The following is a 23688-nucleotide window of genomic DNA, read 5'->3' on the forward strand; positions in this document are numbered from 1 at the left end:
ACAGCTGAAAGAACCACATTTCTGGAACATTGTATTAACTGGTCAGCACGCCGAACCGAGAACAAAAGCAATGCTGGAAGCAAAAGGTATCATAACTTGGCTTCCACTTGCTCCGGTCCGGCGTCAATGGGGAAGGATATTAAAAGAAATACACACCCCGGTTATCCCGAAATGTGTATTCGTCTATATATCCAATGAGGAAAGAAATACGTTGCAAAAATCCTACCGACTTCTTCCACCGGAAGTTATACTTCAAGAACTGCCGGACCTATGCAATCAGAACAAGTAGATATATGCCAACGTGCTCACACTAATCACTATCCACAACAAGGTGCCTTGTATCAAGGGCTTGATACCTACTGCCTTCAGTACATCACGTGACAGAGAGGCACCGATAAAGAACAGAGTGATAGTCAGCGTCTTGCGGGCCAAAGAATTGATTCCCTCCCCAATCATGGCACCCGTTTCGGTAGTACCCAGCACATAAGTATTGAAAATCATAGCCAGCACAAAGAAGAAGATGAACCAGGGAATACTGATTTTCTGTCCCTTGCTCTTAAAGATGAACGAAGTTACCAAAGCCAAAGGAATAATCCATAAGGCACGTGTCAGCTTTATAGTCGTTGCCACCTGTAATGCCTCTTCCCCATAGGCGGCACCTGCCCCCACTACCGAACTCGTATCATGTATGGCAATGGCCGCCCATGTGCCGAACTCATGCTGGCTCATGTTCAAAGCGTGGCCTATCATCGGAAAAACAAACAATGCAATGGCATTCAATATAAAGATGGTGCCCAATGCCACAGACATCTCGCTATCCTTTGCCTTCAACACCGGCCCCACAGCCGCAATGGCACTGCCTCCGCAGATAGCCGTACCGGAACTGATAAGATAGGAAGTGTCACGGTCCACTTTCAGGAACTTACGTCCTATGAGCCAGCCTATGAGCAATGTCCCCACTACAGAAATAATCGTGAACTCCATTCCCTCCTTGCCCGAAGCCAGAGAAGCCTGCAGATTCATTCCAAATCCTAACCCTACAACAGAGTATTGCAACAGGTACTTTGAAGTCTTCTTATTGAACTTCGGATGTGCCTGCCCACACAGCAACGCAAAGGCCAACCCCAAGAACAACGCCAACGGCGGAGTGACCCATGCCGAATAGGCATGCATACCGGGCACATAATCCAGCAGCAGAAAGAAGGAGAGGACAACCAGAAGAGATACATAAATAAATTTATTATTACTTTGAAGAAAAGGCATATTAATGCTTTTAGCCAAAACTCGATTTGAAGCCATACTGTTTATTTTACTATTATTACTAATGTTTATTCCTTAATTTTCCGGATGCAAAGGTAGTTCTATTTTAGTACACCCGCCAATCGTTTCTACTTATAGACTATAACTTATTGTTATCGGGACATAAACATATAGTTCATAAAGGCTTGTGACAACCCTCCTTCCTGCCCTTGCAACTGGACAAAGCAGAAGTCGCGAAGCATGGGCATATCCTTTATCTCGACCACGCGGAAAGTGCCTGCCGCCAGTTCCTTGCAGATGGAACGGATAGACACGATTCCCATGCAATCGGAGTTTTCAAGAAAGAGCTTGATGCTTTCGGTACTACCCAGATACATCAGTACATGGAGTGAGGAAAGCTTGACACCGTGCTTCTGGAGTGAGCGTTCTATCACGTCCAGCGTACCAGAACCACGTTCACGAAGCACTAAAGGAATAGCGGGCAAATCCTGGGGAGTAATCTCTTCGGGCAATTGTAAACGGCTTTTGGAATGGACTACCGCTACCAGTTCATCCTCAAGAAAAGTAGTATACTTCAGATTGGGAAGGCGGAAAACCCCTTCCACCAATCCCAAGTCAATGCGGTGTTCCTGCAAAGCGGCTTCTATTTCCCGGGAATTTCCATTGAGCAAGGACAAGTTGACCTGCGGAAACTTGCCGATAAAACTGCCCAGCAACGGAGGAAGCACATACTGCGCAATGGTAGTGCTGGCTCCCAACTTGAGTTCTCCAATATATTCGTTATGTAACAAGTGCATTTCATATTCCAGCCGTTTATAGTCCTCCAATATCCGTTCGCAATGCTCCAAAAGCAGCCGGCCCGACTCGGTCAGACTGATTTTACTTCCCTGCCGGTCGAAAAGCCTCGTCTGGTAAGTGGCCTCCAGCTCCTGGATATGCTTGGTTATAGCCGGCTGACTAACAAACAACTCTTGCGAAGCCTTTGTAAAACTCAAGTTCTTGGCAACAGACTGAAACACTTTTAAACGGAAATCACTCATATACTTCTTATATCCTATAACTCGTCAGACTTGATGCCGAAAGCATGCGCCAAAGAATAAAACACCGGCTCCAGGCGGCAATACACCGGGCTCAGAGGTTCCTCCGTAATGAAATACACAGCTTTGCCCCGTTCTTCTTCATTCTTGTCTTTGAAGAAACCCGCCAGCTTTTCCTCCACTCCATTACCATATACCTGATGGAAAGGCAACAACATCAAACACTTCACATCTGCAGAATCAAGCGCCAGGTTCATCAGGTCAAGAAACAACTCTTCGGTAGAGACTAAACCAGAAGAGGTGACGGAAGAAAATGTAAATTCGCCCAGTGGCGTACGGCATGCCTGGTGATTCAGTCTATTCACATCGGATGGTTCACAACACTTCAGCACGTCCGCTGCAGGAGTATGCACCAACAACACTTCTACCTCATTTTCTTGTTCTCTCAAGCCGGCATCCAATGCCAGATAGCTCAACCATGCCGGCAGGTCAACATCGGGTAGCTTCCTTCCCAACTTACCTTCCAAAAAGTTCTTTGCACCATATACCACTTCATTCAGAAATGCAACATCTATCAATATCACATTTGCCGGAAACTTTATCTTATCCTCCATTATCTCCTATCTTAATACATAATTATACATAATGCTCCTCTGCAAGCGGAGCTCCGAAAACCTACCACACAGAAAGCACAAAACTTTGAAGCAGTAAAAGTACGACAAATTTATCAATAACTTGTATCATCCCAAGCAATTAATCTATATCTCCGAAGCGGAAAGAGAATATCCTTCCCCCACAACACGGAAACCTTGGAGCTGGAACACGAAGACTTAGCTACTAAAACATATAGCCCCTCACTACATAAGATGTGCATCTCGTACTACATGAGATGTACACCTCGTACTACATGAGATGCACATCTCATGCATGACATCCTTATTTGCCCTTCTCTTTAACCAATAGAGTTTAATACGAAAAGGAACTTTGCTCCAACTTCTTATCTAAAGAAGTAGAAAGAAACAAAACGACTGATTTACAGACAATTTGTCATTTTATATATTTTATATGCAGACAATTTGTCCGAAATGTGCCAATGGCAAATCTTTTGCGCCTTCCCAAGTGTTATGAAACTGATAAAATAGAAAGGAGAACAAAATATGAACTTTAACAACTTTACCATTAAAGCGCAAGAAGCAGTGCAGGAGGCTGTGAACCTGGTACAAAGCCGTGGACAGCAGGCCATCGAGCCCGTGCATGTACTTCAAAGCGTGATGAAAGTAGGTGAAAATGTCACCAACTTCATCTTCCAGAAACTGGGCATGAACGGTCAGCAGATAGCACTTGTACTGGACAAGCAAATTGATTCTCTGCCCAAGGTATCCGGCGGAGAGCCATACCTGAGCCGTGAAACGAACGAGGTGTTCCAGAAGGCCACCCAATATTCCAAGGAAATGGGTGATGAATTCGTCTCCCTGGAACCGGTACTGCTGGCTTTGCTGAATGTGAAAAGCACTGCATCCACCATTCTGAAAGATGCCGGGATGACGGAACGCGAACTGCGGGAAGCCATCAACGAACTGCGAAAAGGAGAAAAAGTAACTTCACAATCCAGCGAAGACACTTACCAGTCATTGGAAAAGTACGCTATCAATCTGAACGAAGCAGCCCGCAGCGGCAAACTGGATCCCGTCATCGGCCGTGACGAAGAGATACGGCGTGTCCTGCAGATTCTGAGCCGGCGTACCAAGAACAACCCGATTCTTATCGGTGAACCGGGTACCGGTAAAACAGCTATCGTAGAGGGACTTGCCCACCGTATCTTGCGTGGAGACGTCCCCGAGAACTTGAAGAACAAACAAGTCTACTCCCTGGATATGGGTGCACTGGTGGCGGGCGCTAAATACAAAGGCGAATTTGAAGAACGCCTGAAGGCCGTTATCAACGAAGTGAAGAAGTCCGAAGGAGACATCATCCTCTTCATTGATGAAATCCACACCCTGGTGGGTGCAGGCAAGGGCGAAGGCGCCATGGATGCCGCCAACATCCTGAAACCCGCCCTGGCACGCGGTGAACTGAGGAGCATCGGGGCCACTACCCTCGATGAATATCAGAAGTATTTCGAAAAGGACAAAGCGTTGGAGCGCCGCTTCCAGATTGTCATGGTGAACGAACCGGACACGCTGAGCACCATCTCCATTCTGCGTGGTCTGAAGGAACGTTATGAGAACCATCACCATGTACGGATTAAAGACGATGCCATCATCGCCGCCGTAGAGTTGAGCAACCGCTACATCACCGACCGTTTCTTACCGGACAAGGCTATCGACTTGATGGACGAAGCCGCTGCCAAGCTACGTATGGAAGTCGATTCCGTTCCGGAAGAACTGGACGAAATCTCGCGTAAGATAAAGCAGCTGGAGATTGAACGCGAGGCCATCAAGCGCGAAAACGACAAGCCCAAGCTGGAACAAATCGGCAAAGAACTTGCCGAGCTGAAGGAGCAGGAAAACTCGTACAAGGCGAAATGGCAAAGTGAAAAGACCCTTGTCAACAAAATCCAGCAGAATAAGGTGGAAATAGAGAACCTGAAGTTCGAGGCCGACAAGGCGGAACGGGAAGGCGACTATGGCCGGGTGGCCGAAATCCGTTACGGCAAACTGCAAGCGCTGAACCAGGAGATTGAAGAAACTCAGCAAAAACTGCACGAAATGCAGGGCGACAAGGCCATGATTAAAGAGGAAGTGGACGCTGAAGACATTGCCGACGTAGTATCCCGCTGGACCGGCATACCGGTAAGCAAGATGCTGCAAAGCGAAAAGGACAAACTGTTGCATCTGGAAGCGGAACTGCACCAGCGGGTTATCGGGCAGGACGAAGCCATCGAGGCCGTATCCGATGCCGTACGCCGCAGCCGTACCGGACTGCAAGACCCGAAACGTCCTATCGGCTCATTCCTTTTCCTGGGAACCACCGGTGTAGGTAAGACGGAATTGGCAAAGGCACTGGCGGAGTTCCTCTTTGACGACGAGACGATGATGACCCGTATCGACATGAGCGAGTATCAGGAGAAACACAGCGTTTCCCGTCTGGTAGGAGCGCCTCCGGGATATGTGGGCTACGATGAAGGCGGACAACTGACAGAAGCCGTAAGGCGGAAACCGTATTCTGTCGTCCTGTTCGACGAAATCGAGAAAGCGCATCCGGACGTATTCAACATCTTGCTGCAAGTGCTGGATGACGGACGTCTGACAGACAATAAAGGACGTACGGTCAACTTCAAGAATACGATTATCATCATGACCTCCAACATGGGCAGCGGCTATATCCAAAGCCAGATGGAGAAGCTCAACAGTAGCAATAAGGAGCAAATCGTAGAGGAAACCAAGAAGGAAGTGATGAATATGCTGAAAAAGACCATCCGCCCGGAATTCTTGAACCGTATCGACGAAACCATCATGTTCCTGCCACTGACAGAGCCCGAAATCAAACAGATTGTAATGCTCCAAATCAAGAGTGTGCAGAAGATGCTTTCCGGTAACGGTGTGGAACTTGTTCTGACAAATGCCGCCATAGACTTCCTTGCCAATGCAGGTTATGACCCTGAATTCGGCGCCCGTCCGGTGAAACGTGCCATACAGCACTATTTGCTGAACGATTTGTCGAAGAAGTTGCTGTCCCAGGAAGTAGACCGCAGCAAGCCTATTACAGTGGATGCCAATACCACTGACGACGGACTGGTTTTCAGAAATTAAAAGCAATCCGTATCCCCCCAATAAAAGAGGCGATTCCCGACTATTGAGAATCGCCTCTTTTATTTTGTATTTCAATCCTTCTCCGATTACTCGGCCTTGCTTTCCTCCTTCGTTTCTGCCGCAGGAGTTTCTTCAAAATCCGTCATACCGCTTGCCACCAGCAAATTATACCAAACAATCAATTTCTTGATGTCGGACGGATATACGCGGTCGCGATCGAAGGTAGGCAATACCTCTGCCAGGTAAGCACGCAAATCGTCGGCAGTAGCCTTCTTTAAGTCCATCACTACGGCAGCGCCGTTTTCCTTTTTCTTCATGGAAAGAAGCACTTCCTTCAAAGGAACATCTTCCGTATCTGTATACATGGCGATATCGCCCAAAGAAGTAATCTTCTCATTACCATAGGCAGGAAAACGCTTCTTGTCTGCAAGCGACTCTACAATCAACATATTTTTTCCCTGAGAAACAAGCTTATACAATCCCGGTTTACCGGAAATGGACAAAATAGTCTTCAACATAATATATTCTGTTTTGATGATTAGTAGTTATTTTTTCGGGAGGCAAAGATAATGTAAGCCGAAGACAATACAAAATAAGCTTGCTTATTTTTATTGTTAAGAAGATGCCTATTTTCGTAACAGATAGTGCATTTTTTCAGATAGCGAACCGATTAGCTCTAAAACTTGCGGAATCAATGGAGTTTCGCCATCATTTACAATGACAAAATCTGCATATTTACGCTTTTCTTCGTCATCCATCTGGCTACGGATACGCTTTTCTATCAATTCGCGCGAGGAAGCATCCCGCCAGACGGCACGTGAAATACGCACCTCTTCGGGCGCATAGACCATAACAATAGCATCTACTTCACCTGCAAACCCCGCTTCAACCAAAATGGCCGATTCTATACCGACAATGGAAGAAGCGGCGCGACATTGTGTCCACCGCCTGAAATCCTCCTTTACACGAGGATGCACAATACCGTTGATTTTTTGGGCATGCTCCGGACTGCCAAAAAGATAAGACGCCAACAAAGGCTTGTTCAGTGTACCACCGGCATACACTTCCGCACCAAGCAAGGCAGACAATTCCTCGCGGATAAATGAATCGGATACCATCAGCTTTTTCGTTTCCAAGTCCGAGATATAGACGGGAACACCCAGCACTTCCAACAGTCTGGATACCATACTCTTTCCGCTACCGATACCACCGGTTATACCTATCTTAATCGCCATAATCAGGAGAAATTTGCTCTATCAAAAAATCCACCTGTGCCGGATTGAAGCGCACCTGGCTCACCCCTTTCGGCAGATTCTTGATCTTTACCGTATACTTGTCGGAACCCAGACGAAGCAGTTCCTCATAAGACACGTAAATATGAAAATCATCAGCGTTAATCTGCCTGAAATGACTCAGACCAACCTGAAACGTGACCTGCACCTTAGAAGGGAAAGCGCGCAGCACCTTGTCGGCAGGAAAGTTAACGCCACGCAACGGCACCTCCACTGTCTTTTCTGTATAAATATCCACCGGAAGCATCATCTCAATGGAAGAAGGCACAAACTTCACACCTTTCTGAACACGCAGGGGGATTTGCTGTCTCAAGGTATCCGATATATCTTCCAGCTTCACCGGTTGCGTATAGGCAACAGTAATCGTATCCAGCACGCCTTGCGGCGCATACACCAATACGGAATCGGGACTGAATATCGTATCCGAAAGATAATACTCACGTCCGGCACTCAGCGTGCCGCGCAGCTTCACCGGCACCAGTTTGGAGGCTCCCGTCGAATAGATGTACTCCAATGTATCCGGCTTCATGGAAAGCAGGCGGGTAGAAGCATTCAGCTGGTTCAGCACTTTCTTTTCAAACTGCGGGGGATATATCCTTACTTGATTATCCACACCCGTATAATCGGCATAATCGAGAATAACAGGATAGAAGCTCTTTCCCAACATATAGTTGAGCAGTACCGTTCCCTTATCCTTTACCTTGATGCGGAGTTCTGAAACAGGTTCAGAAGTAATCACCACATTATTGGGTACTCCCTTCAGCCGCACCGGTATAGAGAAGTCCGCCTCATAGTCGTTGTTCAAGGTCTGCAAGAGCCAGAAGCCACCGGCCACAAAGAAGAAAAACAAAAAAATGAAGAACTCTCTGCTTTTATCGCTAAGCAGAAAGTCCTTCACTTCTCTTGATATCTTCAGATATGTACGTTGTATGTTCCTACGTTCAAACATAGGCTCACATTTCTATTATTTAGATGCCTGACTGCTATTCGCATCAGCAGCTGCAGCAAAAATAGAATTCTTGTCTATACGAATCTTAACGTTGGAAGCGATTTCAAGCACCACATCATTGTCGTTGATTTCCTTGATAACACCATGGATGCCACCGGCTGTGATTACTTTCTGATTCACTTGAAGCGATTTACGGAAGTTTGCGATTTCCTTTTGCTTCTTGTTTTGAGGACGAATCATAAAGAAATACATAATAACGAACATGGCTATCAGCATAATCCACATCATGCTACCACCACCAGCAGGCCCTGCAACAGGAGCTTGCAGGAAGAATACAGTCATTAAGTTCATAAATACTCAGTTTTGGTTTCTATTATTAAACAAAGGTATTAGTTTTTCGTTAACTTACCTTCTTTTTTTAATTGATTAACTATTCCGTCCAATGTACCGTTCACGAAGCTGCCGCTTTTGACCGTGCTGTAAACTTTGGCAATATCGACATATTCGTTTAACGAAACACTCACCGGAATGTTCGGGAAACTCAATATTTCGGCCAATGCACACTGCATGATTACAACATCCATAAAGGCTACACGGTCCAAGTCCCAATTACGCGTATTCTCACTGATGAGATGACGGTAATAGTCACAGTTCAAGATGGCACGGCGGAACAAACGGCGTGCAAATTCCTGGTCTTCCTCATCCTTAAACTCTGGTAAAAGCTCCTGGTTGGCACCATTCTTCTCTTCGAAGCGCTTGATGGTTTTCAGCACGAAAGTATCCACAATCTCCTTGTCGTCGTTCCAGTAAAGGCTCTGGTCTTCGAGCACACTGTCCAAGGCTTCGTTGTTGAAAACAAAAGTCTTATACAGTTTTCTCCACAATTCACGATCATATTCGTAAGAATCGTCCGAAGAAGCCATATATTCCTTATATATATCTGATTCCACAATTTTCTCATACAATCCCTTGACGAAGTCTTCATCATTGGCCCACGTGCGCTTTTGGTTGGCGATGAATTCCGTCAATTGTTTGTTCACTTCCAACTGGGCTATAAACTTGTTTTCCACAAATTTCATGTTGGGATACAGCTCCTCGGCAGTGGGAGCCAGCTTAGCTTTTGCCGCATCAATACGTTTTTGTGCGTAGTTCGTCAAAGCTATCATCAGCATCAGCAGGTAGTTGTAGAGGTCGTATGCCTTTGAAAGGCTAAAGAATAATTCTTTCTCCGCTGAGTCTAAATTTTTACTGCCATTCTGATAATAAGCATATACAATCTGTATAATCTTAAGACGAATAAGAACTCTGTTGATCATAATTCTAAAGTAAATACTAGTGTTTTAACAAGGTGCAAAAGTAGGCATTTTTAATGAGTTTACATAAATAAATCACATTTTTTAATGCAGATATTGATTATCCGGTCTTTTTCTTTTGACAGTTTAAAAAAAATCGTCAATTTTGAGCCCGATAAAGAGCTAAAAGCTACGAGATACAAGTTTTAAGGTGATAATATCAAAATTGAGACCTATTATAATATGGAAGACTTTAAGAAGAAAAACGCAGCGGACATGAACGACAAGGAGATTGTATTCTCCCAATCCATCAAAGCAGGTAAGCGCATCTACTATTTAGACGTCAAGAAAAACAGAAAAGACGAAATGTTTCTCGCCATTACGGAAAGCAAGAAAATCGTGATGGGCGAGGGTGACGACTCGCAGGTAAGTTTCGAAAAGCACAAAATCTTTCTATACAAAGAAGATTTTGAAAAGTTCATGAACGGACTCCAGCAGGCCATCGGCTTCATCCAGGAGCAACAGGGTTTCCACACAAGACATACCGCTGACGACGAGGCTGAAACTCCCGAAACACACAAAGAAGAAGTACCACAAGAGGAAAAAGCTTGCCCCCTGGACGGAGAAATCAAAATAGACATTGAATTTTAAGTTATAACCTTTTGATAATTCAAAAAGAAGCTGTATTTTTGCACCGCTTTTTTGCAACATCGTGTGGTAAACCACATCGTGTGATGGTGAATTAAGCAAAAAATTTACTTAATTTAGAGTAACACAATTTTTTTAGAAATGAAATCAATTGAAGTAAAAGGAACTGCAAGAACTATTGCAGAACGTTCTTCGGAACAAGCAAGAGCTTTGAAAGCTATTCGTAAAAACAACGGTGTACCTTGCGTACTTTATGGTGCAGGTGAAAATGTTCACTTCACTGTACCTGCAGAAGGTCTGCGCAATTTGGTTTATACTCCGCACATCTACGTAGTTGACTTGGTGATTGATGGCAAGAAAGTAAACGCTATCATGAAAGATATCCAATTCCACCCCGTAAAGGATACCATCCTACACGTTGACTTCTATCAAATTGACGAGGCTAAGCCTATCGTTATGGAAGTTCCGGTACAGATGGAAGGTTTGGCAGAAGGTGTTAAGGCTGGTGGTAAGCTGGTACTCCAGATGCGTAAACTGAAAGTAAGAGCTTTGTATAACGTAATTCCTGAAAGACTGACTATCAACGTTACTCACTTGGGACTTGGTAAGACTGTTAAAGTTGGCGAATTGCAATACGAAGGATTGGAATTGCTGAATGCCAAAGAAGCTGTTGTATGCGCCGTTAAGCTGACTCGTGCTGCAAGAGGTGCCGCTGCTGCTGCAGGCAACTAATCAATTCTTTCCAAGAAAGACTAAATATTGGGGAACGCGGATTAACGCAGCCAACGCAGATTTCATACTGATTTCCGCGGAAAGTTGCGATAATCCGCGTTCTTTTTCTTACTGCTCTTTCTCCTCTGAAAGGAGAAAGAGAATAGACTTGAAGCACTGACAATGAAATATTTAATTGTAGGATTGGGCAATATCGGCCCCGAATATCACGAAACCCGTCACAACATCGGATTCATGGTAGTAGATACTCTGGCAAAAGCAGCAGGTGCCACTTTTACCGACGGACGTTATGGCTTCACCACAACGCTGTCAGTCAAGGGACGCCAACTATTACTACTGAAGCCTTCCACCTTCATGAACCTCAGCGGTAACGCCGTACGCTACTGGATGCAAAAGGAAAACATTCCATTGGAGAATGTGTTGGTAGTGGTAGATGACCTTGCACTGCCTTTCGGTACACTGCGCCTGAAAGGTAAGGGAAGCGATGCGGGACATAACGGCCTTAAGCATATTGCAGTAACGCTGGGCACCCAGAACTATGCACGCCTGCGTTTTGGAATCGGCAATGACTTTCCCCGTGGCGGACAGATTGACTATGTGCTGGGACATTTTACCGATGAAGATTGGAAAACAATGGGCGAGAGATTGGAAACAGCCGGAGAAATCATCAAAAGTTTCTGTCTGGCGGGAATAGATATCACCATGAATCAATATAACAAGAAATGAACGAAGCCAGAATTGACAAATGGATGTGGGCTGTACGCATCTTCAAAACACGTACCATAGCTGCCGAAGCCTGCAAAAAAGGGCGCATCAGCATCAATGGCGCACTGGCAAAGGCTGCCCGTACGGTGAAACCGGGAGACGTCATCCAAGTGCGCAAGCCCCCCGTCACCTATTCCTTCAAAGTACTGCAACCCATTGAAAAGCGTGTCGGCGCAAAGTTAGTAGCTGAAATGATGGAGAATGTAACGGCTCCGGAACAGTATGAACTGCTGGAAATGAGCCGTGTCAGCGGTTTCGTCAACCGTGCCAAAGGTACTGGACGGCCAACGAAAAAAGACCGCCGGAGCCTGGAAGAATTTACAGAACCGGAATTTCTGGATGATTTCGACTTTGAATTCGATTTCGAGGAAGAGTAAAATAAGGGAAAGATTATGAGCGAGAGAATAATTAAATGGGGATTCATCGGTTGCGGAGAAGTGACCAAATACAAAAGCGGACCGGCATTTCAGAAAATAGAGAACTCCGAAGTTGTGGCCGTCATGAGTCGAAATGGTGACAAGGCCAAGACCTACGCCAAGGAAAGAGGGATTCCCAAATGGTACGACGATGCCCAGGAGCTGATTGACGACGAAGAGGTGAACGCCGTGTACATTGCCACTCCTCCTTCTTCACATGCTACGTACGCCATCATGTCCATGAAGGCAGGTAAACCGGTCTACATAGAGAAGCCGATGGCTGTTACCTACGAAGAGTGCTGCCGCATCAACCGCATTTCCAAAGAAACGGGTGTTCCATGTTTTGTTGCGTATTACCGCCGCTATCTGCCCTACTTCCTAAAGGTAAAGTCACTGGTAGAGGAAGGACATATTGGCAACATCATCAACATTCAAATCCGATTCGCCCAGCCTCCCCGCGACCTCGACCATAACAAGGAAAACCTACCGTGGCGCGTGCAACCGGATATTGCCGGTGGAGGATACTTCTATGACCTTGCACCCCACCAGATAGATTTGTTGCAGGAAATCTTCGGATGTATCCTTGAAGCCAGCGGCTACAAGAGCAACCGTGGCGGACTATATCCAGCCGAGGACACCCTAAGCGCATGTTTCCAGTTTGACAGCGGACTGGTGGGCAGCGGCTCCTGGTGTTTCGTCGCCCACGAATCTGCCCGCGAAGATCGTATAGAAATCATTGGAGACAAAGGCATGATTTGTTTCTCCGTGTTCACCTATGACCCCATTGCGCTGCACACAGAAAGAGGGCGTGAGGAAATCATTGTTGAAAATCCCACTTACGTCCAGCAACCGCTTATCCAGGCAGTGGTAGACCACCTGCTAGGCAAGTCAATCTGCAGCTGTGACGGTGAAAGCGCCACTCTTACCAACTGGGTAATGGACAAAATACTGAACAAACTCTGATTAGCGTTCATGGGGTAAATCTTACCCCATGTCGAAACCTTCGCATTTTCGGCCGACCAGTTTGTACACATCGACACTCTCGCCTACAATCCATACCACATCTCCCTCTACAAAAGGTTCATGCGGGTCGGGAGCATGCAAGGTCTCCCCTCCCCGCTCCACACCGGCAATCAGACAGTGATATTTCTCGCGTATCCCTGCTTCTTTCAAGGTCTTGTTCAGGAAAGGAGACTGCCCGTCCACACAGAATTGGCGTAGAATCATTTCACTCTTCTCTATCACATCCGCATTCATGGCAGACACCTTATCCATCTCCTGACCGAAAATGCTCAATTCCTCATCCGTAGCAATTACTTGTATCTTGTCCTGCGGAAAAAGACGGACAGACGCTCCAGGAATATTAATCCGTTTCTTGCCCCGAAGGATAGAGACCACATGGATACCGTATTTCTTTCCAAAATTCAGCTCTGCCAATGTCCTGCCTGCCCATTCCGATTCGCCGGGAATCTCAAAATCTGTCAGGTGCAAGTCGCGTGACAGCAGACGCCCCGCATACTCCGGTTTCTTCTCTCCCATATACTCGGCACGCATGTCGCGGTACCGCAGATTCTGGAAGAATGTCCTTTCTATCATTATGGACTGCTTCTTCAACTGACGGGAAAGTATCATTAAAGTCACCAGCAACACCGCCACCCCAAATACCAGTCCCACAGACATCTTGAATAAACCGGCTATAACGAACATGACAAACGAAACACCCAACAGCAGGCGCAATACAATGGTAGCCACTAACGGCGCCCGATTTCCACGGTTATCCTTCCATAAAGTCACAAACTCTTCCGAGTGATTCTTTTTAATCATGATAGCACGCAGAAACGGAGCTATACACAGAATGATGATAAAGGCAGCCAACAAAGAGCCCCATACCCCGGGCAGACTGTCGTGCACGAAAGGCACCAGAAAACGGAACGCCAAAGCTATCACCGCCACGCAAATGATGGAATATACAACCGTAATCCTGACCAGTGCAAATATCAGTTTCTTCCACAGACTTTCATGGTTCATGGTCTGCGAACCTGAAGCATAGCGGGTCAAGAACTTTCTCCATTTTTCCGGCAAATGCGTATCCACAAGATTGGAAGCGGGCTCTGCCAAACGAATCATATAAGGAGTAAGGAAAGTAGTGATGACAGACACCGCCACCACAATAGGATACAAAAAATGGCTGGTGACATGCAGCGACACGCCCAGCGAAGCTATAATAAAAGCAAACTCACCGATTTGCGTCAGACTGAAACCGCACTGCATGGCCGTCTTCAGCGGTTGCCCCGCCAGCAGCACCCCCAGCGTCCCGAAGAGGGATTGTCCGAAAATGACCGCCAAAGTAATCACGACAATAGGTCCCGCATACTCCACAATCATAGCCGGGTCTACCATCATGCCGACCGATACGAAAAAGATGGCGCCAAACAAGTCCTTGACCGGCTTCACCAGGCGCTCTATGCTCTCCGCCTCTACCGTTTCGGCGAGAATGGAGCCCATGATAAATGCACCGAAAGCAGCCGAAAATCCCGTATGCGCAGCCATCACCACCATACCGAAACAGAGTCCAAGAGAGACTATCAGCAAAGTTTCCTCGCTCATCAACTTCCGGCACCGCTTCAGCAATCCGGGGATGAGGTAAATACCCACCACGAACCAAAGTATCAGGAAGAACAGCAGTTTGGCAATACTCTCCAGCATCTCCGTACCCTCAAAGTTATGGCTGACTGCCATCGTGGAGAGCATCACCATCAATACGATGGCAAGAATATCCTCCAGAATAAGCACACTGAGCACCAGACCCGTGAACTGCTTCTTGCGCATCCCCAAATCATCAAACGCCTTATAGATAATGGTGGTGGACGACATGGCAATCATACCGCCCAGAAATATGCAGTCCATCCGTTTCCAGCCGAAACCGGTACCTACCGCCACACCCAACAATATCATACAAAAGATGATGGTACACGCAGCAATAATCGCTGCCCCTCCCACCTTCACAATCTTCTTGAAGCTGAATTCCAATCCCAGTGCAAACAACAGGAAGATAACACCTATATCCGCCCAGGTCTGTATATTAGCCGTATCCATCACCGACGGTGTATAAGCCATGTGAGGGCTGGCAAGGAATCCTGCAACTACATATCCTAATACCAATGGTTGCTTCAACTTCTTAAAAAGCAGGGTCATAATCCCCGCACAAATCAATATCAGAGCTAAATCAGCTATAAGGGGAGCCAAGTGTGACATAATTCTTCGTCTGTATACCTTTTTGTTGACAAAGATAGTGAAAAGTTTAATAAGATGGAGGAACAATTCATCCTCTATTTCCTTTTTACAACACTCCTTTCGAGCTTGGCAGCCCAAAGTGATAAATATCCCTCTTCACCGCCATCTTCAGCGCACGTGCCAGCGCCTTGAAGATGCCCTCTATCTTATGATGTTCGTTCTGTCCTTCGGCTTTTACATTGAGATTCATCCGGGCAGCATCGCTCAAGGATTTAAAGAAGTGCAGGAACATTTCCGTAGGCATGTCTCCTACCTTCTCGCGCTCGAACTCGGTATCCCATACAAGCCACGGACGTCCGCCAAAATCGAGACACACCTGGCAAAGACAATCGTCCATAGGAAGAGCATAGCCGTAGCGTTCAATGCCTCGTTTGCTTCCTAAGGCTTGATAAAGGCAGTCGCCCAGGGCAAGGGCAGTATCTTCGATGGTGTGATGCTCGTCCACTTCAAGGTCACCTTTCACATGGATGGTAAGGTCCATACCACCGTGCTTGCCTATCTGTTCCAACATGTGGTCGAAGAAGCCCAGTCCGGTCACGATGTCACAATACCCGTCGCCATCCAGATTCAAAGATACATATATATCTGTCTCCTTGGTAGTGCGACGTACTTCCGCTGTACGCTCACCGGCAAAGAGGAATTCGGCCACCTTATCCCAATCCTTGGTGGCGAGAGCGCAGTAATCTTTAAGTCCGTCACAAGCGGCACTACCACCTTCGGAGATGGGTTTCAATAAAGCCATATCATCTTGCAGAAGAATGGCGCGGCATCCCAAATTCTTTGCCAACTCCACATCCGTAGGCCGGTCACCGATGACGAAACTGTGGGACAAATCGTAGTCCGGGTTATCAAGGTATTTGGTAAGCATCCCGGTACGCGGCTTACGGGTTGGTGCATTGTCATCGGGCATGCTGCGGTCTATGCAGATGTCGTCGAAGGTGATGCCTTCGCCTTCCAATGTCTTCATCATCAGGTTGTGTGCCGGCCAAAAGGTCTCTTCTGGAAAGGAAGTTGTGCCGAGCCCGTCTTGATTGGTCACCATCACAAAATCAAAATCCAGCTTGCTGCGGATGAAGCCAAGATTACGCATCACTTTCGGATAGAACTCCAGCTTCTCCAGGGAGTCCAACTGATAATCAATCGGCGGCTCAATGACTAAAGTTCCGTCACGGTCTATAAAAAGTACTTTCTTCTTCATAAATGCTAAATGCTCAAATCGTAAGAACTTTCAACGCTTCAATCAATTTTTCATTCTCCCCTCTCGTTCCTACCGTCACCCGCAGGCAATTTCCGCAGAGTGACACGGAGTTACGGTTGCGGACAATGATACCCTTACCTACCAGATAATTGTAAATCTTCGCAGCATCCGTCACACGGGCCAGGAAGAAATTGGCATGAGAGGGGAACATCTTCACCGTACATGGCAGTGCGGCGAACTCGGCTTCCAGGTTCTCCCGCTCTTCTTTCAGGGTCTTCACCCAACGTTCTATTTCATAATAGCGGTGAAGCATTTCCACTGCCTGCTTCTGTGTCAACTGGTTCACGTTATAGGGATATTTTATTTTATTGAGGATGCCGATAATCTCCGGTGAGGCAAATGCCATACCTAGACGGATAGCAGCACATCCCCATGCTTTGGAAAAGGTTTGCAGCACAATGAGATTCGGATATTGATTCAAATTTTCAAGGAAGGAAGGTGCCTCGGAGAAGTCATTGTATGCCTCGTCCAGTATCACCAACCCATCAAACCGGCGAATCAGCGTTTCAATTTCGCTACGGAGCAGGTCATTGCCGGTAGGATTGTTGGGAGAACAGATAAAAATCAGTTTAGTATGCTCATCCGCAGCAGCCAGAAGCTTGTCGGCAGAGAACTGGAAATCCTCATCGAGCAGCACTTTGCGGTACTCCACATCATTAACGTCGGCACAGACTTGATACATGCCGTAAGTAGGGTCGATGGCCACTACATTGTCCACACGGGGTTCACAAAAAGCACGGAACACCAAATCGATAGCTTCATCACTGCCATTCCCTAAGAAGATGGAATCGGGACTCACCTTTTTAATTTTAGACAATTCAGTCTTTAACTCCCGCTGCATGGGGTCAGGATAACGGTTGTGCGGCATGTTATAAGGATTCTCGTTTGCATCGAGAAAAACGGATGCCGCAGCACCATTATATTCATCTCGTGCTGAAGAATAAGGCTTCAGACGCCAGATATTCGGACGGGTAAGTTCTTGTAATGTTTTCACCATGTTATTTATGATTTGACAATTTACGATTAAAATTACTTTAAGCCATCAACTCTCAATTTTCAACTTTCAATTTTCATTTCCATTTTCCAACTGCCCCAGTCTCACACTCACAGCATTCTTATGCGCATCCAGCTGTTCATTGGCAGCCATCAGCTCAATGGCAGGGCCGATGATATTCAATCCTTCCGGCTTTATCTCCTGAAAAGTTATCTTGCGGATAAAGCTGTCGAGGCTGACACCGCTGTATGCTTTAGCATAGCCGTTTGTCGGCAAGGTATGGTTTGTGCCCGAAGCATAATCTCCCGCACTCTCCGGAGTAAGAGAACCCAAGAATACAGAACCGACATTCACGATACGTTCTGCCACAGAAAGATAATCCTCGGTTTCTATGATAAGATGTTCGGGAGCATACGCGTTGGTCAGTTCGATGGCTTCTTCCATGCTGTCCACTACAATCAGTTTGCTATTGGCAAGAGACTTTTCGGCAATCTCTTTACGTGGCAGTAAGGCCAGTTGGCATTCCACTTCCACCTTTACAGCTTGTTGCAATTCGACAGAGGTCGTAATTAATATAGCTTGACTGTCCACTCCGTGTTCTGCCTGGCTCAATAAGTCGGCGGCGACAAAAACCGGATTAGCTGTTTCGTCAGCCAGAACTTCTACTTCCGAAGGTCCTGCCGGCATATCTATCGCCACATCACGCAAGCTCACAAGCTGTTTGGCAGCCGTGACATACTGATTTCCCGGACCGAATATCTTGTAAACTTTAGGCACACTTTCCGTTCCGTATGCCATAGCGGCAATGGCTTGTATGCCGCCAGCTTTGAAAATCCGGTTGACACCTGCCACTTTTGCGGCAAACAGCACAGCGGGATGTACCTTTCCGTCACGTCCCGGAGGGGTGCAGAGAACAATTTCCTTGCATCCGGCAATCCTGGCGGGAACGGCTAGCATCAGTACCGTAGAAAACAGCGGAGCCGTTCCTCCGGGGATATACAATCCCACCTTTTCTATAGCAACCGCTTTCTGCCAGCAGGTCACCCCCGGCCGAGTCTGCACTTTCTTGCCCTCAAAGCGTTGTGCCGCGTGGAAAGTCTCAATGTTCTGCTTTGCCAGTCGAATAGCTGCTTTCAAGTCTTCACTCACCAGGTTTTCCGCTTCCTGCTGTTCCTCTTCCGACACAGCCAGCGAAGTCAGCACCACTTTATCAAATTTTTTTTCATAATCCAGTACAGCACAGTCTCCCTCCGCTTTCACACGGTCAATAACGCTCCGCACCGTATCAAACAGATTCTCCGTATTCATCACCGGACGTTTCAGAATCTCTTGCCACTGGAATTTATCGGGATTACTAATCAATATCATAATGACATGTTTTTAAAGATTTATGCATAAGCCATGATATTCTTGGAGGTGTGTCGAGGCTTTAAATTATCATTTTCTCAATCGGCAGCACCAGAATGCCTTCCGCCCCCAACGCTTTCAGCTTTCCAATTATCTCCCAGAAACATTTCTCGTCGAGTACGGTATGTACCGAGCACCAGCCTTCTTGCGCCAACGGCATCACCGTGGGGCTCTTCATGCCCGGAAGTACAGAGACAATCTCATCCAGTTTCTCTTTCGGGGCATTCATCAGCACATATTTCTTATCTTCGGCTGTCTTCACGGCATCCATACGAAACAACAGCTCCCTCAATATCTCTTGCTTTTCCTCGCTCATGTTCTTGTTGCCAATCAGTAGCGCTTCCGACTTCATCACAACCTCCACTTCCTTCAAACGGTTGCTCACCAGCGTAGAACCGGAACTTACAATATCGAAAATAGCATCTGCCAGACCGATGCCCGGCGCCACTTCTACTGACCCCGTAATGACGTGTATCTCCGCATTCACCCCATTCTCTTTCAAAAAGCCGGAAAGGATGCCCGGATAAGATGTCGCAATCTTCTTTCCATGAAACCACTTCACCCCCGGATACTCAATATCCTTCGGCATGGCAAGAGACAGACGGCACTTGCTGAATCCCAGACGCTTGATTATCTCCGCATCCTCATTCTTCTCAACAAATTCATTCTCACCCACAATGCCTATATCAGCCACTCCAGTAGCCACAGACTGCGGAATGTCGTCATCCCTCAAAAACAACACTTCAAGAGGAAAGTTTGACGACTGCACCAACAACGAACGCTTCATGGCACTTAACTTAATATCCGATTCTCCCAAAAATGACATGGTCTCGTCATAAAGACGACCTTTAGCTTGTACTGCAATTCTTAACATAAGGCTATTTACTATTTTACGATTTACTATTTTGAATGAGATAGCAGAAAACAAAACGAGGCTTACCAATATTCGGCAAGCCTCGTCATTTATGTCATTTGTTGTACATATACACTCATACGCCCACCGAGTTATTCGTCAGGATGATGATGGTGATGATGTGCAACGATATTCTTCATATTTTTTTGGTTTTAATGCGACAAAAGTAAACTAAAAGTTTGAAACTTCAAAAGATTTATCACAAAAAGTTTATTTTTTCTTTCAAATTCATCTTACTTCACCACAGATTACACAGATTTGCACAGATTGAAATAAAAATAATCTGTGCAAATCTGTGTAATCTGTGGTAAAACAATCAAATCAACGGCAATATTTCCTCCTGCTCCACTTCGCAGCTATGGAAATGCATTTCCGTTTCCGCTTTCTCTTTCGGGAAGGTGAAGTAAGTGCAGGTAGCTTCCGTACAAAGTTCTCCCATGCTATTGTACAGACGTGCTTCTATGATGGCGATATTCCGCTTTTGCTCCCGAAGTGAAGCCCGCAGCACCACATGCGTGTCGTTGGTCGATATGGATTTGCGGAACCGAGTCTCCATTTTCGATGTCACCCCGCCAGTCTGCAGCTTGCGGAACACTACCCAACCGCAGATTTCATCCAGCAATACGGACTGGATGCCTCCATGCAACGTATTCAGCCATCCCTGATACTCCGGACGCGGCTTCCAGATACTCACCACCTCGTCACCGTCCTCATAAAACTCCATTCTCACACCTGCTTCATTGTCGGGAGAGCAACCGAAACAGTTGTACCCCTCCATATCTTTCCACGGATTGATAATCTTCTTCATATCGTATTCTTCTTTTTTATCTGGCTCTGATTCATATATTCTCTCAATAAAACGTTCAATATTAGTCATTCCGATTGAAAACTACAAATTATTAATGCCTTTTTCATCGAAAAATTAGTGGGATGCTGTTCTAAACCGGTTATTTTATTTAGCTTTGTATAAATGAGAGAGAACAACAAGATGCAAAAAGGGGTCTTTTTCTGCTTATGGATACTATTTACATTCTCATTGTTTGCGCAAAACAAGGAGAACGGTTCCGTCACATGCGACAGCATCGTACATAAAAATACCTTCGTAAAAGCATTGAAGAAATTCCTCGACTTCAGTGACTTCGACACTACCTATATCAGTCCCAACCGATACAATTACGCCCTGATGCTCGACCATTTCACCAATTACGAGTATTACTCCGTGGGCAATGACGGTCAGCGGCTCCGTTTTTCGCCCAACCCGCACAACAAGATAGGCGCTTACTTCGGATGGCGTTGGATATTCCTGGGATGGGCTGTCGATACGGACTGGCTCTACAGAAAGAAAAGCAAGAAAAAGCGCGGTACGGAGTTTGATCTCAGTCTTTACAGTTCCAAACTGGGAGTCGACATTTTCTATCGCAGCACCGGAAACGACTATAAGATACACAAGGTATCCGGCTTTTCCGACGAGATTCCCTCCAATTATTCCGAAGACTTCAACGGATTGAAAGTAAAAATGAAGGGGGTGAATCTATATTACATTTTCAACAACCGACGTTTCTCCTATCCGGCTGCCTTCAGCCAGTCCACCAACCAGCGCCGCAATGCAGGTTCTTTTATTGCCGGATTCTCCGTATCCACCCACAATCTGAACTTCGACTATACCAAGCTGCCCAAAATAATTCAGAGAGCCATGAACCCGGGTATGAAGGTGAAACATATCAAATACACGAATATCAGCCTCAACGCCGGCTATGCCTACAATTGGGTGTTTGCCCGCAACTGCCTCGCATGCCTATCGTTCAATCCGGCTGTCGCCTACAAGACATCACGCATAGAGAAGACAGAAGAGCGGGAAGCGGACGACTGGTACAAGAATTTCAATATCGACTTCATTCTGCGTGCAGGTGTGGTATACAACAACAGCAAATACTTCGTGGGTACCTCATTCGTAGGACGGACATACGACTACTACAAAAACAGTTTCTCCCTGAACAACGGGTTCGGCACCCTCCAAATATATGCCGGATTCAACTTTTATCTGAAAAAGGAGTACCGGAAGAACAAAAAGTAAAAAAAGGCTTTCAGCCCTCATCTCCCCTCAAAAGCTATAAACACACTCCACCCCTACTATATCTTTCCGCTTATCCTTCTCCCACTGTCTGCAATAGAAGATGTCCGCCTCCCAGCGCTCGGACAAGGGCAACGTAATGCCTCCGCGATAACGCATCCGCTTTACTCCGAAGTGCTCTGTCCTATTCAAACCATTATACATCTCGGCCGAAGCATACGGCTCCACCTTGCACTTCGGAATGTCATATGCCACCTTCGCACGTGAGCGCAAACGCAACTCGTCCGTATGTCCATCGAACGTATGCTGAAAGCGCTCACGCAAGGACAGTTTCACCCTTTGCACACGGGCAGACAGAGTGCCTTCCAAACGGTAGCGGTGCCGGAACTTCCAGCCATCCGCCCCCCGATTGCGGTAATGCGTCTCATACCCGGCTCCAAGCTTCAGGAAAGGCAACAGCTTATAGCTTCCCCCCACCTTCAGCCCCCACCGGTCTGTCTTTCCCAAATCATCCTTTGTACGCCACTCCAGCCCACCGGAAACAGTAAGTGCCGGCTTCAACTTATATTCGAAACCGGCATTCGCCCAAGTGGCAAAATCCTTCTCCTGCGCCCGCAGGGAAAAAGACGAAACAACCCATAGAACTATCGGCAAAACAAGTACTTTCGTGCATGAAGATATATTACTTACCATACGCTTATTCTGTTAAAGTGTCAAAGGTAAGGATAAATTCTGTAACAATTCTGTAATACTACAAATCTTGTCTGCACATTTCCGATTTTTCAATGATACTTAAAAAACAGAAACCAAGATACAAAAAACAACTCAAAGTTGCCATATATGTATGGCATCATATATATTTGTAGCATGAAAAAACACCCTTATAAGCGTTTCATAGATTATTTATTTTGGGGGATTCATTTATGTGAAATCTCTTTCAAATACTCCTCCACCTTTCCGAAGAAGGAGGTCAGATGAGAACCGTCGACAAAAGCATGGTTCACATAGATGGAAAGAGGAAATACCAGACGACCTTCACGGGATACAGCCTTGCCGGCAGTCATCAACGGATAACTGCAACCGTTGCCTGCTTCGGCAAGTGTATAGGTTATCGAGGTGAAATACATTTTGGGAACTGCACTCAGATGGACCACATCGTAATCGCCTTGCCCGGCAAGAATCTTTTCGGCTCCATAAGGGTCACCGTCCTCGGGTATGTTTGTTATCAAGGCGTAAGCTTCGGCATAGAAACGCTCAAAGTCTTCGTGGTAGGGAATGCGCACGGTATAGAATGTCTTTCCGGGAACAGCTATCGGAGAAATGATGTCCACCCGGTCGTGAAAAACAACCCGGCCTTCCTTGTCGGTACGGTAACGGAGTTCATCGACTTCATTAGCCGAACGCACCACAGCATACAGATAATAAAGGAAAAAGGAGCGCTTTGCAGCCCGGGCTGCAGCACTGGCTTCCGTGCAGTCAATCTCTGTAGTGACGGAATACCAGGAATTTACAAAACTGCGGAAAAAGCCGTAGTTATCCCGACGTTCCCAAGCATCAATGTCTATAATGTGTTTCATACAAAAAGGGGATTTAGTGAAAAAAGGATGC

General features: G+C 46.4%; 23 protein-coding genes. 7 read left to right on the top strand and 16 right to left on the bottom strand.

What is annotated here, in order from left to right:
• Positions 1 to 276: 276 nt before the first annotated feature.
• The 3 genes from EYA81_RS03085 to EYA81_RS03095 all read right to left on the bottom strand — a co-directional run bounded on the left by EYA81_RS03085 (position 277) and on the right by EYA81_RS03095 (position 2911).
• Positions 277 to 1299 carry a YeiH family protein gene (locus EYA81_RS03085; RefSeq protein WP_117964227.1) on the bottom strand — a complete coding sequence of 341 codons (1023 nt, stop codon included), beginning with the start codon at positions 1297 to 1299 and terminating at the stop codon, positions 277 to 279.
• Between the two features lie 113 nt (positions 1300 to 1412).
• A complete protein-coding gene (locus EYA81_RS03090; RefSeq protein WP_035448955.1) occupies positions 1413 to 2300 on the bottom strand; it encodes a LysR family transcriptional regulator in 888 nt (295 codons plus the stop codon).
• A 14-nt stretch (positions 2301 to 2314) separates the two neighbouring features.
• The gene (locus EYA81_RS03095; RefSeq protein ID WP_119961298.1) at positions 2315 to 2911 is read right to left on the bottom strand and encodes a DUF6621 family protein; all 597 of its coding nucleotides are present in this window, start codon (positions 2909 to 2911) and stop codon (positions 2315 to 2317) included.
• Between the two features lie 543 nt (positions 2912 to 3454).
• On the opposite strand from EYA81_RS03095, the gene clpB reads away from it, so the two are divergent.
• Entirely contained in the window at positions 3455 to 6049 is a 2595-nt protein-coding gene (clpB, locus tag EYA81_RS03100; RefSeq protein ID WP_131225355.1) for an ATP-dependent chaperone ClpB, read from the top strand.
• A gap of 86 nt (positions 6050 to 6135) precedes the next feature.
• Here clpB and EYA81_RS03105 read toward each other — a convergent pair whose 3' ends face one another.
• From EYA81_RS03105 to nusB, 5 genes are all read right to left on the bottom strand, one after another.
• Positions 6136 to 6567, bottom strand: coding sequence for a DUF5606 domain-containing protein (locus tag EYA81_RS03105; RefSeq protein WP_005831788.1), 432 nt, complete (start codon positions 6565 to 6567; stop codon positions 6136 to 6138).
• Positions 6568 to 6675: 108 nt separating this feature from the next.
• Positions 6676 to 7284: a dephospho-CoA kinase gene (coaE, locus tag EYA81_RS03110; RefSeq protein WP_119961299.1), complete on the bottom strand. Its 609-nt coding sequence runs from the start codon at positions 7282 to 7284 to the stop codon at positions 6676 to 6678.
• Positions 7274 to 8290 carry a YbbR-like domain-containing protein gene (locus tag EYA81_RS03115; RefSeq protein ID WP_119961300.1) on the bottom strand — a complete coding sequence of 339 codons (1017 nt, stop codon included), beginning with the start codon at positions 8288 to 8290 and terminating at the stop codon, positions 7274 to 7276. The genes coaE and EYA81_RS03115 overlap by 11 nt, the downstream gene beginning before the upstream one ends.
• A gap of 15 nt (positions 8291 to 8305) precedes the next feature.
• Positions 8306 to 8641, bottom strand: a complete 336-nt coding sequence (gene yajC, locus EYA81_RS03120; protein WP_009038121.1) for a preprotein translocase subunit YajC — start codon at positions 8639 to 8641, stop codon at positions 8306 to 8308.
• Positions 8642 to 8679: 38 nt separating this feature from the next.
• Positions 8680 to 9606: a transcription antitermination factor NusB gene (gene nusB, locus EYA81_RS03125; protein WP_117601642.1), complete on the bottom strand. Its 927-nt coding sequence runs from the start codon at positions 9604 to 9606 to the stop codon at positions 8680 to 8682.
• A gap of 219 nt (positions 9607 to 9825) precedes the next feature.
• Here nusB and EYA81_RS03130 point away from each other — a divergent pair, with 219 nt between their 5' ends.
• The 5 genes from EYA81_RS03130 to EYA81_RS03150 all read left to right on the top strand — a co-directional run bounded on the left by EYA81_RS03130 (position 9826) and on the right by EYA81_RS03150 (position 13106).
• Positions 9826 to 10233, top strand: coding sequence for a PUR family DNA/RNA-binding protein (locus EYA81_RS03130; protein WP_117601643.1), 408 nt, complete (start codon positions 9826 to 9828; stop codon positions 10231 to 10233).
• 138 nt (positions 10234 to 10371) lie between these two features.
• A complete protein-coding gene (locus EYA81_RS03135; protein ID WP_117601644.1) occupies positions 10372 to 10962 on the top strand; it encodes a 50S ribosomal protein L25/general stress protein Ctc in 591 nt (196 codons plus the stop codon).
• 162 nt (positions 10963 to 11124) lie between these two features.
• The gene (gene pth / locus EYA81_RS03140) at positions 11125 to 11688 is read left to right on the top strand and encodes an aminoacyl-tRNA hydrolase (RefSeq protein WP_117601645.1); all 564 of its coding nucleotides are present in this window, start codon (positions 11125 to 11127) and stop codon (positions 11686 to 11688) included.
• Positions 11685 to 12104 carry an RNA-binding S4 domain-containing protein gene (locus EYA81_RS03145; protein ID WP_117601646.1) on the top strand — a complete coding sequence of 140 codons (420 nt, stop codon included), beginning with the start codon at positions 11685 to 11687 and terminating at the stop codon, positions 12102 to 12104. The genes pth and EYA81_RS03145 overlap by 4 nt, the downstream gene beginning before the upstream one ends.
• Positions 12105 to 12119: 15 nt before the next feature.
• The gene (locus EYA81_RS03150) at positions 12120 to 13106 is read left to right on the top strand and encodes a Gfo/Idh/MocA family protein (protein WP_117601647.1); all 987 of its coding nucleotides are present in this window, start codon (positions 12120 to 12122) and stop codon (positions 13104 to 13106) included.
• Between the two features lie 21 nt (positions 13107 to 13127).
• Here EYA81_RS03150 and EYA81_RS03155 read toward each other — a convergent pair whose 3' ends face one another.
• The 6 genes from EYA81_RS03155 to EYA81_RS03180 all read right to left on the bottom strand — a co-directional run bounded on the left by EYA81_RS03155 (position 13128) and on the right by EYA81_RS03180 (position 20817).
• Complete coding sequence (locus EYA81_RS03155; RefSeq protein ID WP_117601648.1) at positions 13128 to 15398, bottom strand: cation:proton antiporter; 2271 nt, start codon at positions 15396 to 15398, stop codon at positions 13128 to 13130.
• An 85-nt stretch (positions 15399 to 15483) separates the two neighbouring features.
• Entirely contained in the window at positions 15484 to 16635 is a 1152-nt protein-coding gene (hisB, locus tag EYA81_RS03160; protein WP_131225356.1) for a bifunctional histidinol-phosphatase/imidazoleglycerol-phosphate dehydratase HisB, read from the bottom strand.
• 13 nt (positions 16636 to 16648) lie between these two features.
• Complete coding sequence (gene hisC / locus EYA81_RS03165; RefSeq protein ID WP_119961302.1) at positions 16649 to 17692, bottom strand: histidinol-phosphate transaminase; 1044 nt, start codon at positions 17690 to 17692, stop codon at positions 16649 to 16651.
• Positions 17693 to 17758: 66 nt separating this feature from the next.
• Complete coding sequence (hisD, locus tag EYA81_RS03170) at positions 17759 to 19057, bottom strand: histidinol dehydrogenase (RefSeq protein ID WP_119961303.1); 1299 nt, start codon at positions 19055 to 19057, stop codon at positions 17759 to 17761.
• 61 nt (positions 19058 to 19118) lie between these two features.
• Positions 19119 to 19970, bottom strand: a complete 852-nt coding sequence (gene hisG, locus EYA81_RS03175) for an ATP phosphoribosyltransferase (RefSeq protein WP_044467625.1) — start codon at positions 19968 to 19970, stop codon at positions 19119 to 19121.
• 355 nt (positions 19971 to 20325) lie between these two features.
• The gene (locus tag EYA81_RS03180) at positions 20326 to 20817 is read right to left on the bottom strand and encodes a PaaI family thioesterase (protein ID WP_016272848.1); all 492 of its coding nucleotides are present in this window, start codon (positions 20815 to 20817) and stop codon (positions 20326 to 20328) included.
• Positions 20818 to 20979: 162 nt separating this feature from the next.
• Here EYA81_RS03180 and EYA81_RS03185 point away from each other — a divergent pair, with 162 nt between their 5' ends.
• Entirely contained in the window at positions 20980 to 22083 is a 1104-nt protein-coding gene (locus EYA81_RS03185; RefSeq protein ID WP_370293325.1) for a DUF4421 domain-containing protein, read from the top strand.
• A 27-nt stretch (positions 22084 to 22110) separates the two neighbouring features.
• Here EYA81_RS03185 and EYA81_RS03190 read toward each other — a convergent pair whose 3' ends face one another.
• Both EYA81_RS03190 and EYA81_RS03195 read right to left on the bottom strand, forming a co-directional pair.
• Positions 22111 to 22773, bottom strand: a complete 663-nt coding sequence (locus EYA81_RS03190; protein WP_117601652.1) for a DUF2490 domain-containing protein — start codon at positions 22771 to 22773, stop codon at positions 22111 to 22113.
• Positions 22774 to 22997: 224 nt separating this feature from the next.
• Entirely contained in the window at positions 22998 to 23657 is a 660-nt protein-coding gene (locus EYA81_RS03195; RefSeq protein WP_117601618.1) for a CatA-like O-acetyltransferase, read from the bottom strand.
• Positions 23658 to 23688: the final 31 nt, after the last annotated feature.

This window comes from Bacteroides sp. A1C1, from assembly GCF_004328515.1.
Lineage (GTDB): Bacteria > Bacteroidota > Bacteroidia > Bacteroidales > Bacteroidaceae > Bacteroides > Bacteroides uniformis.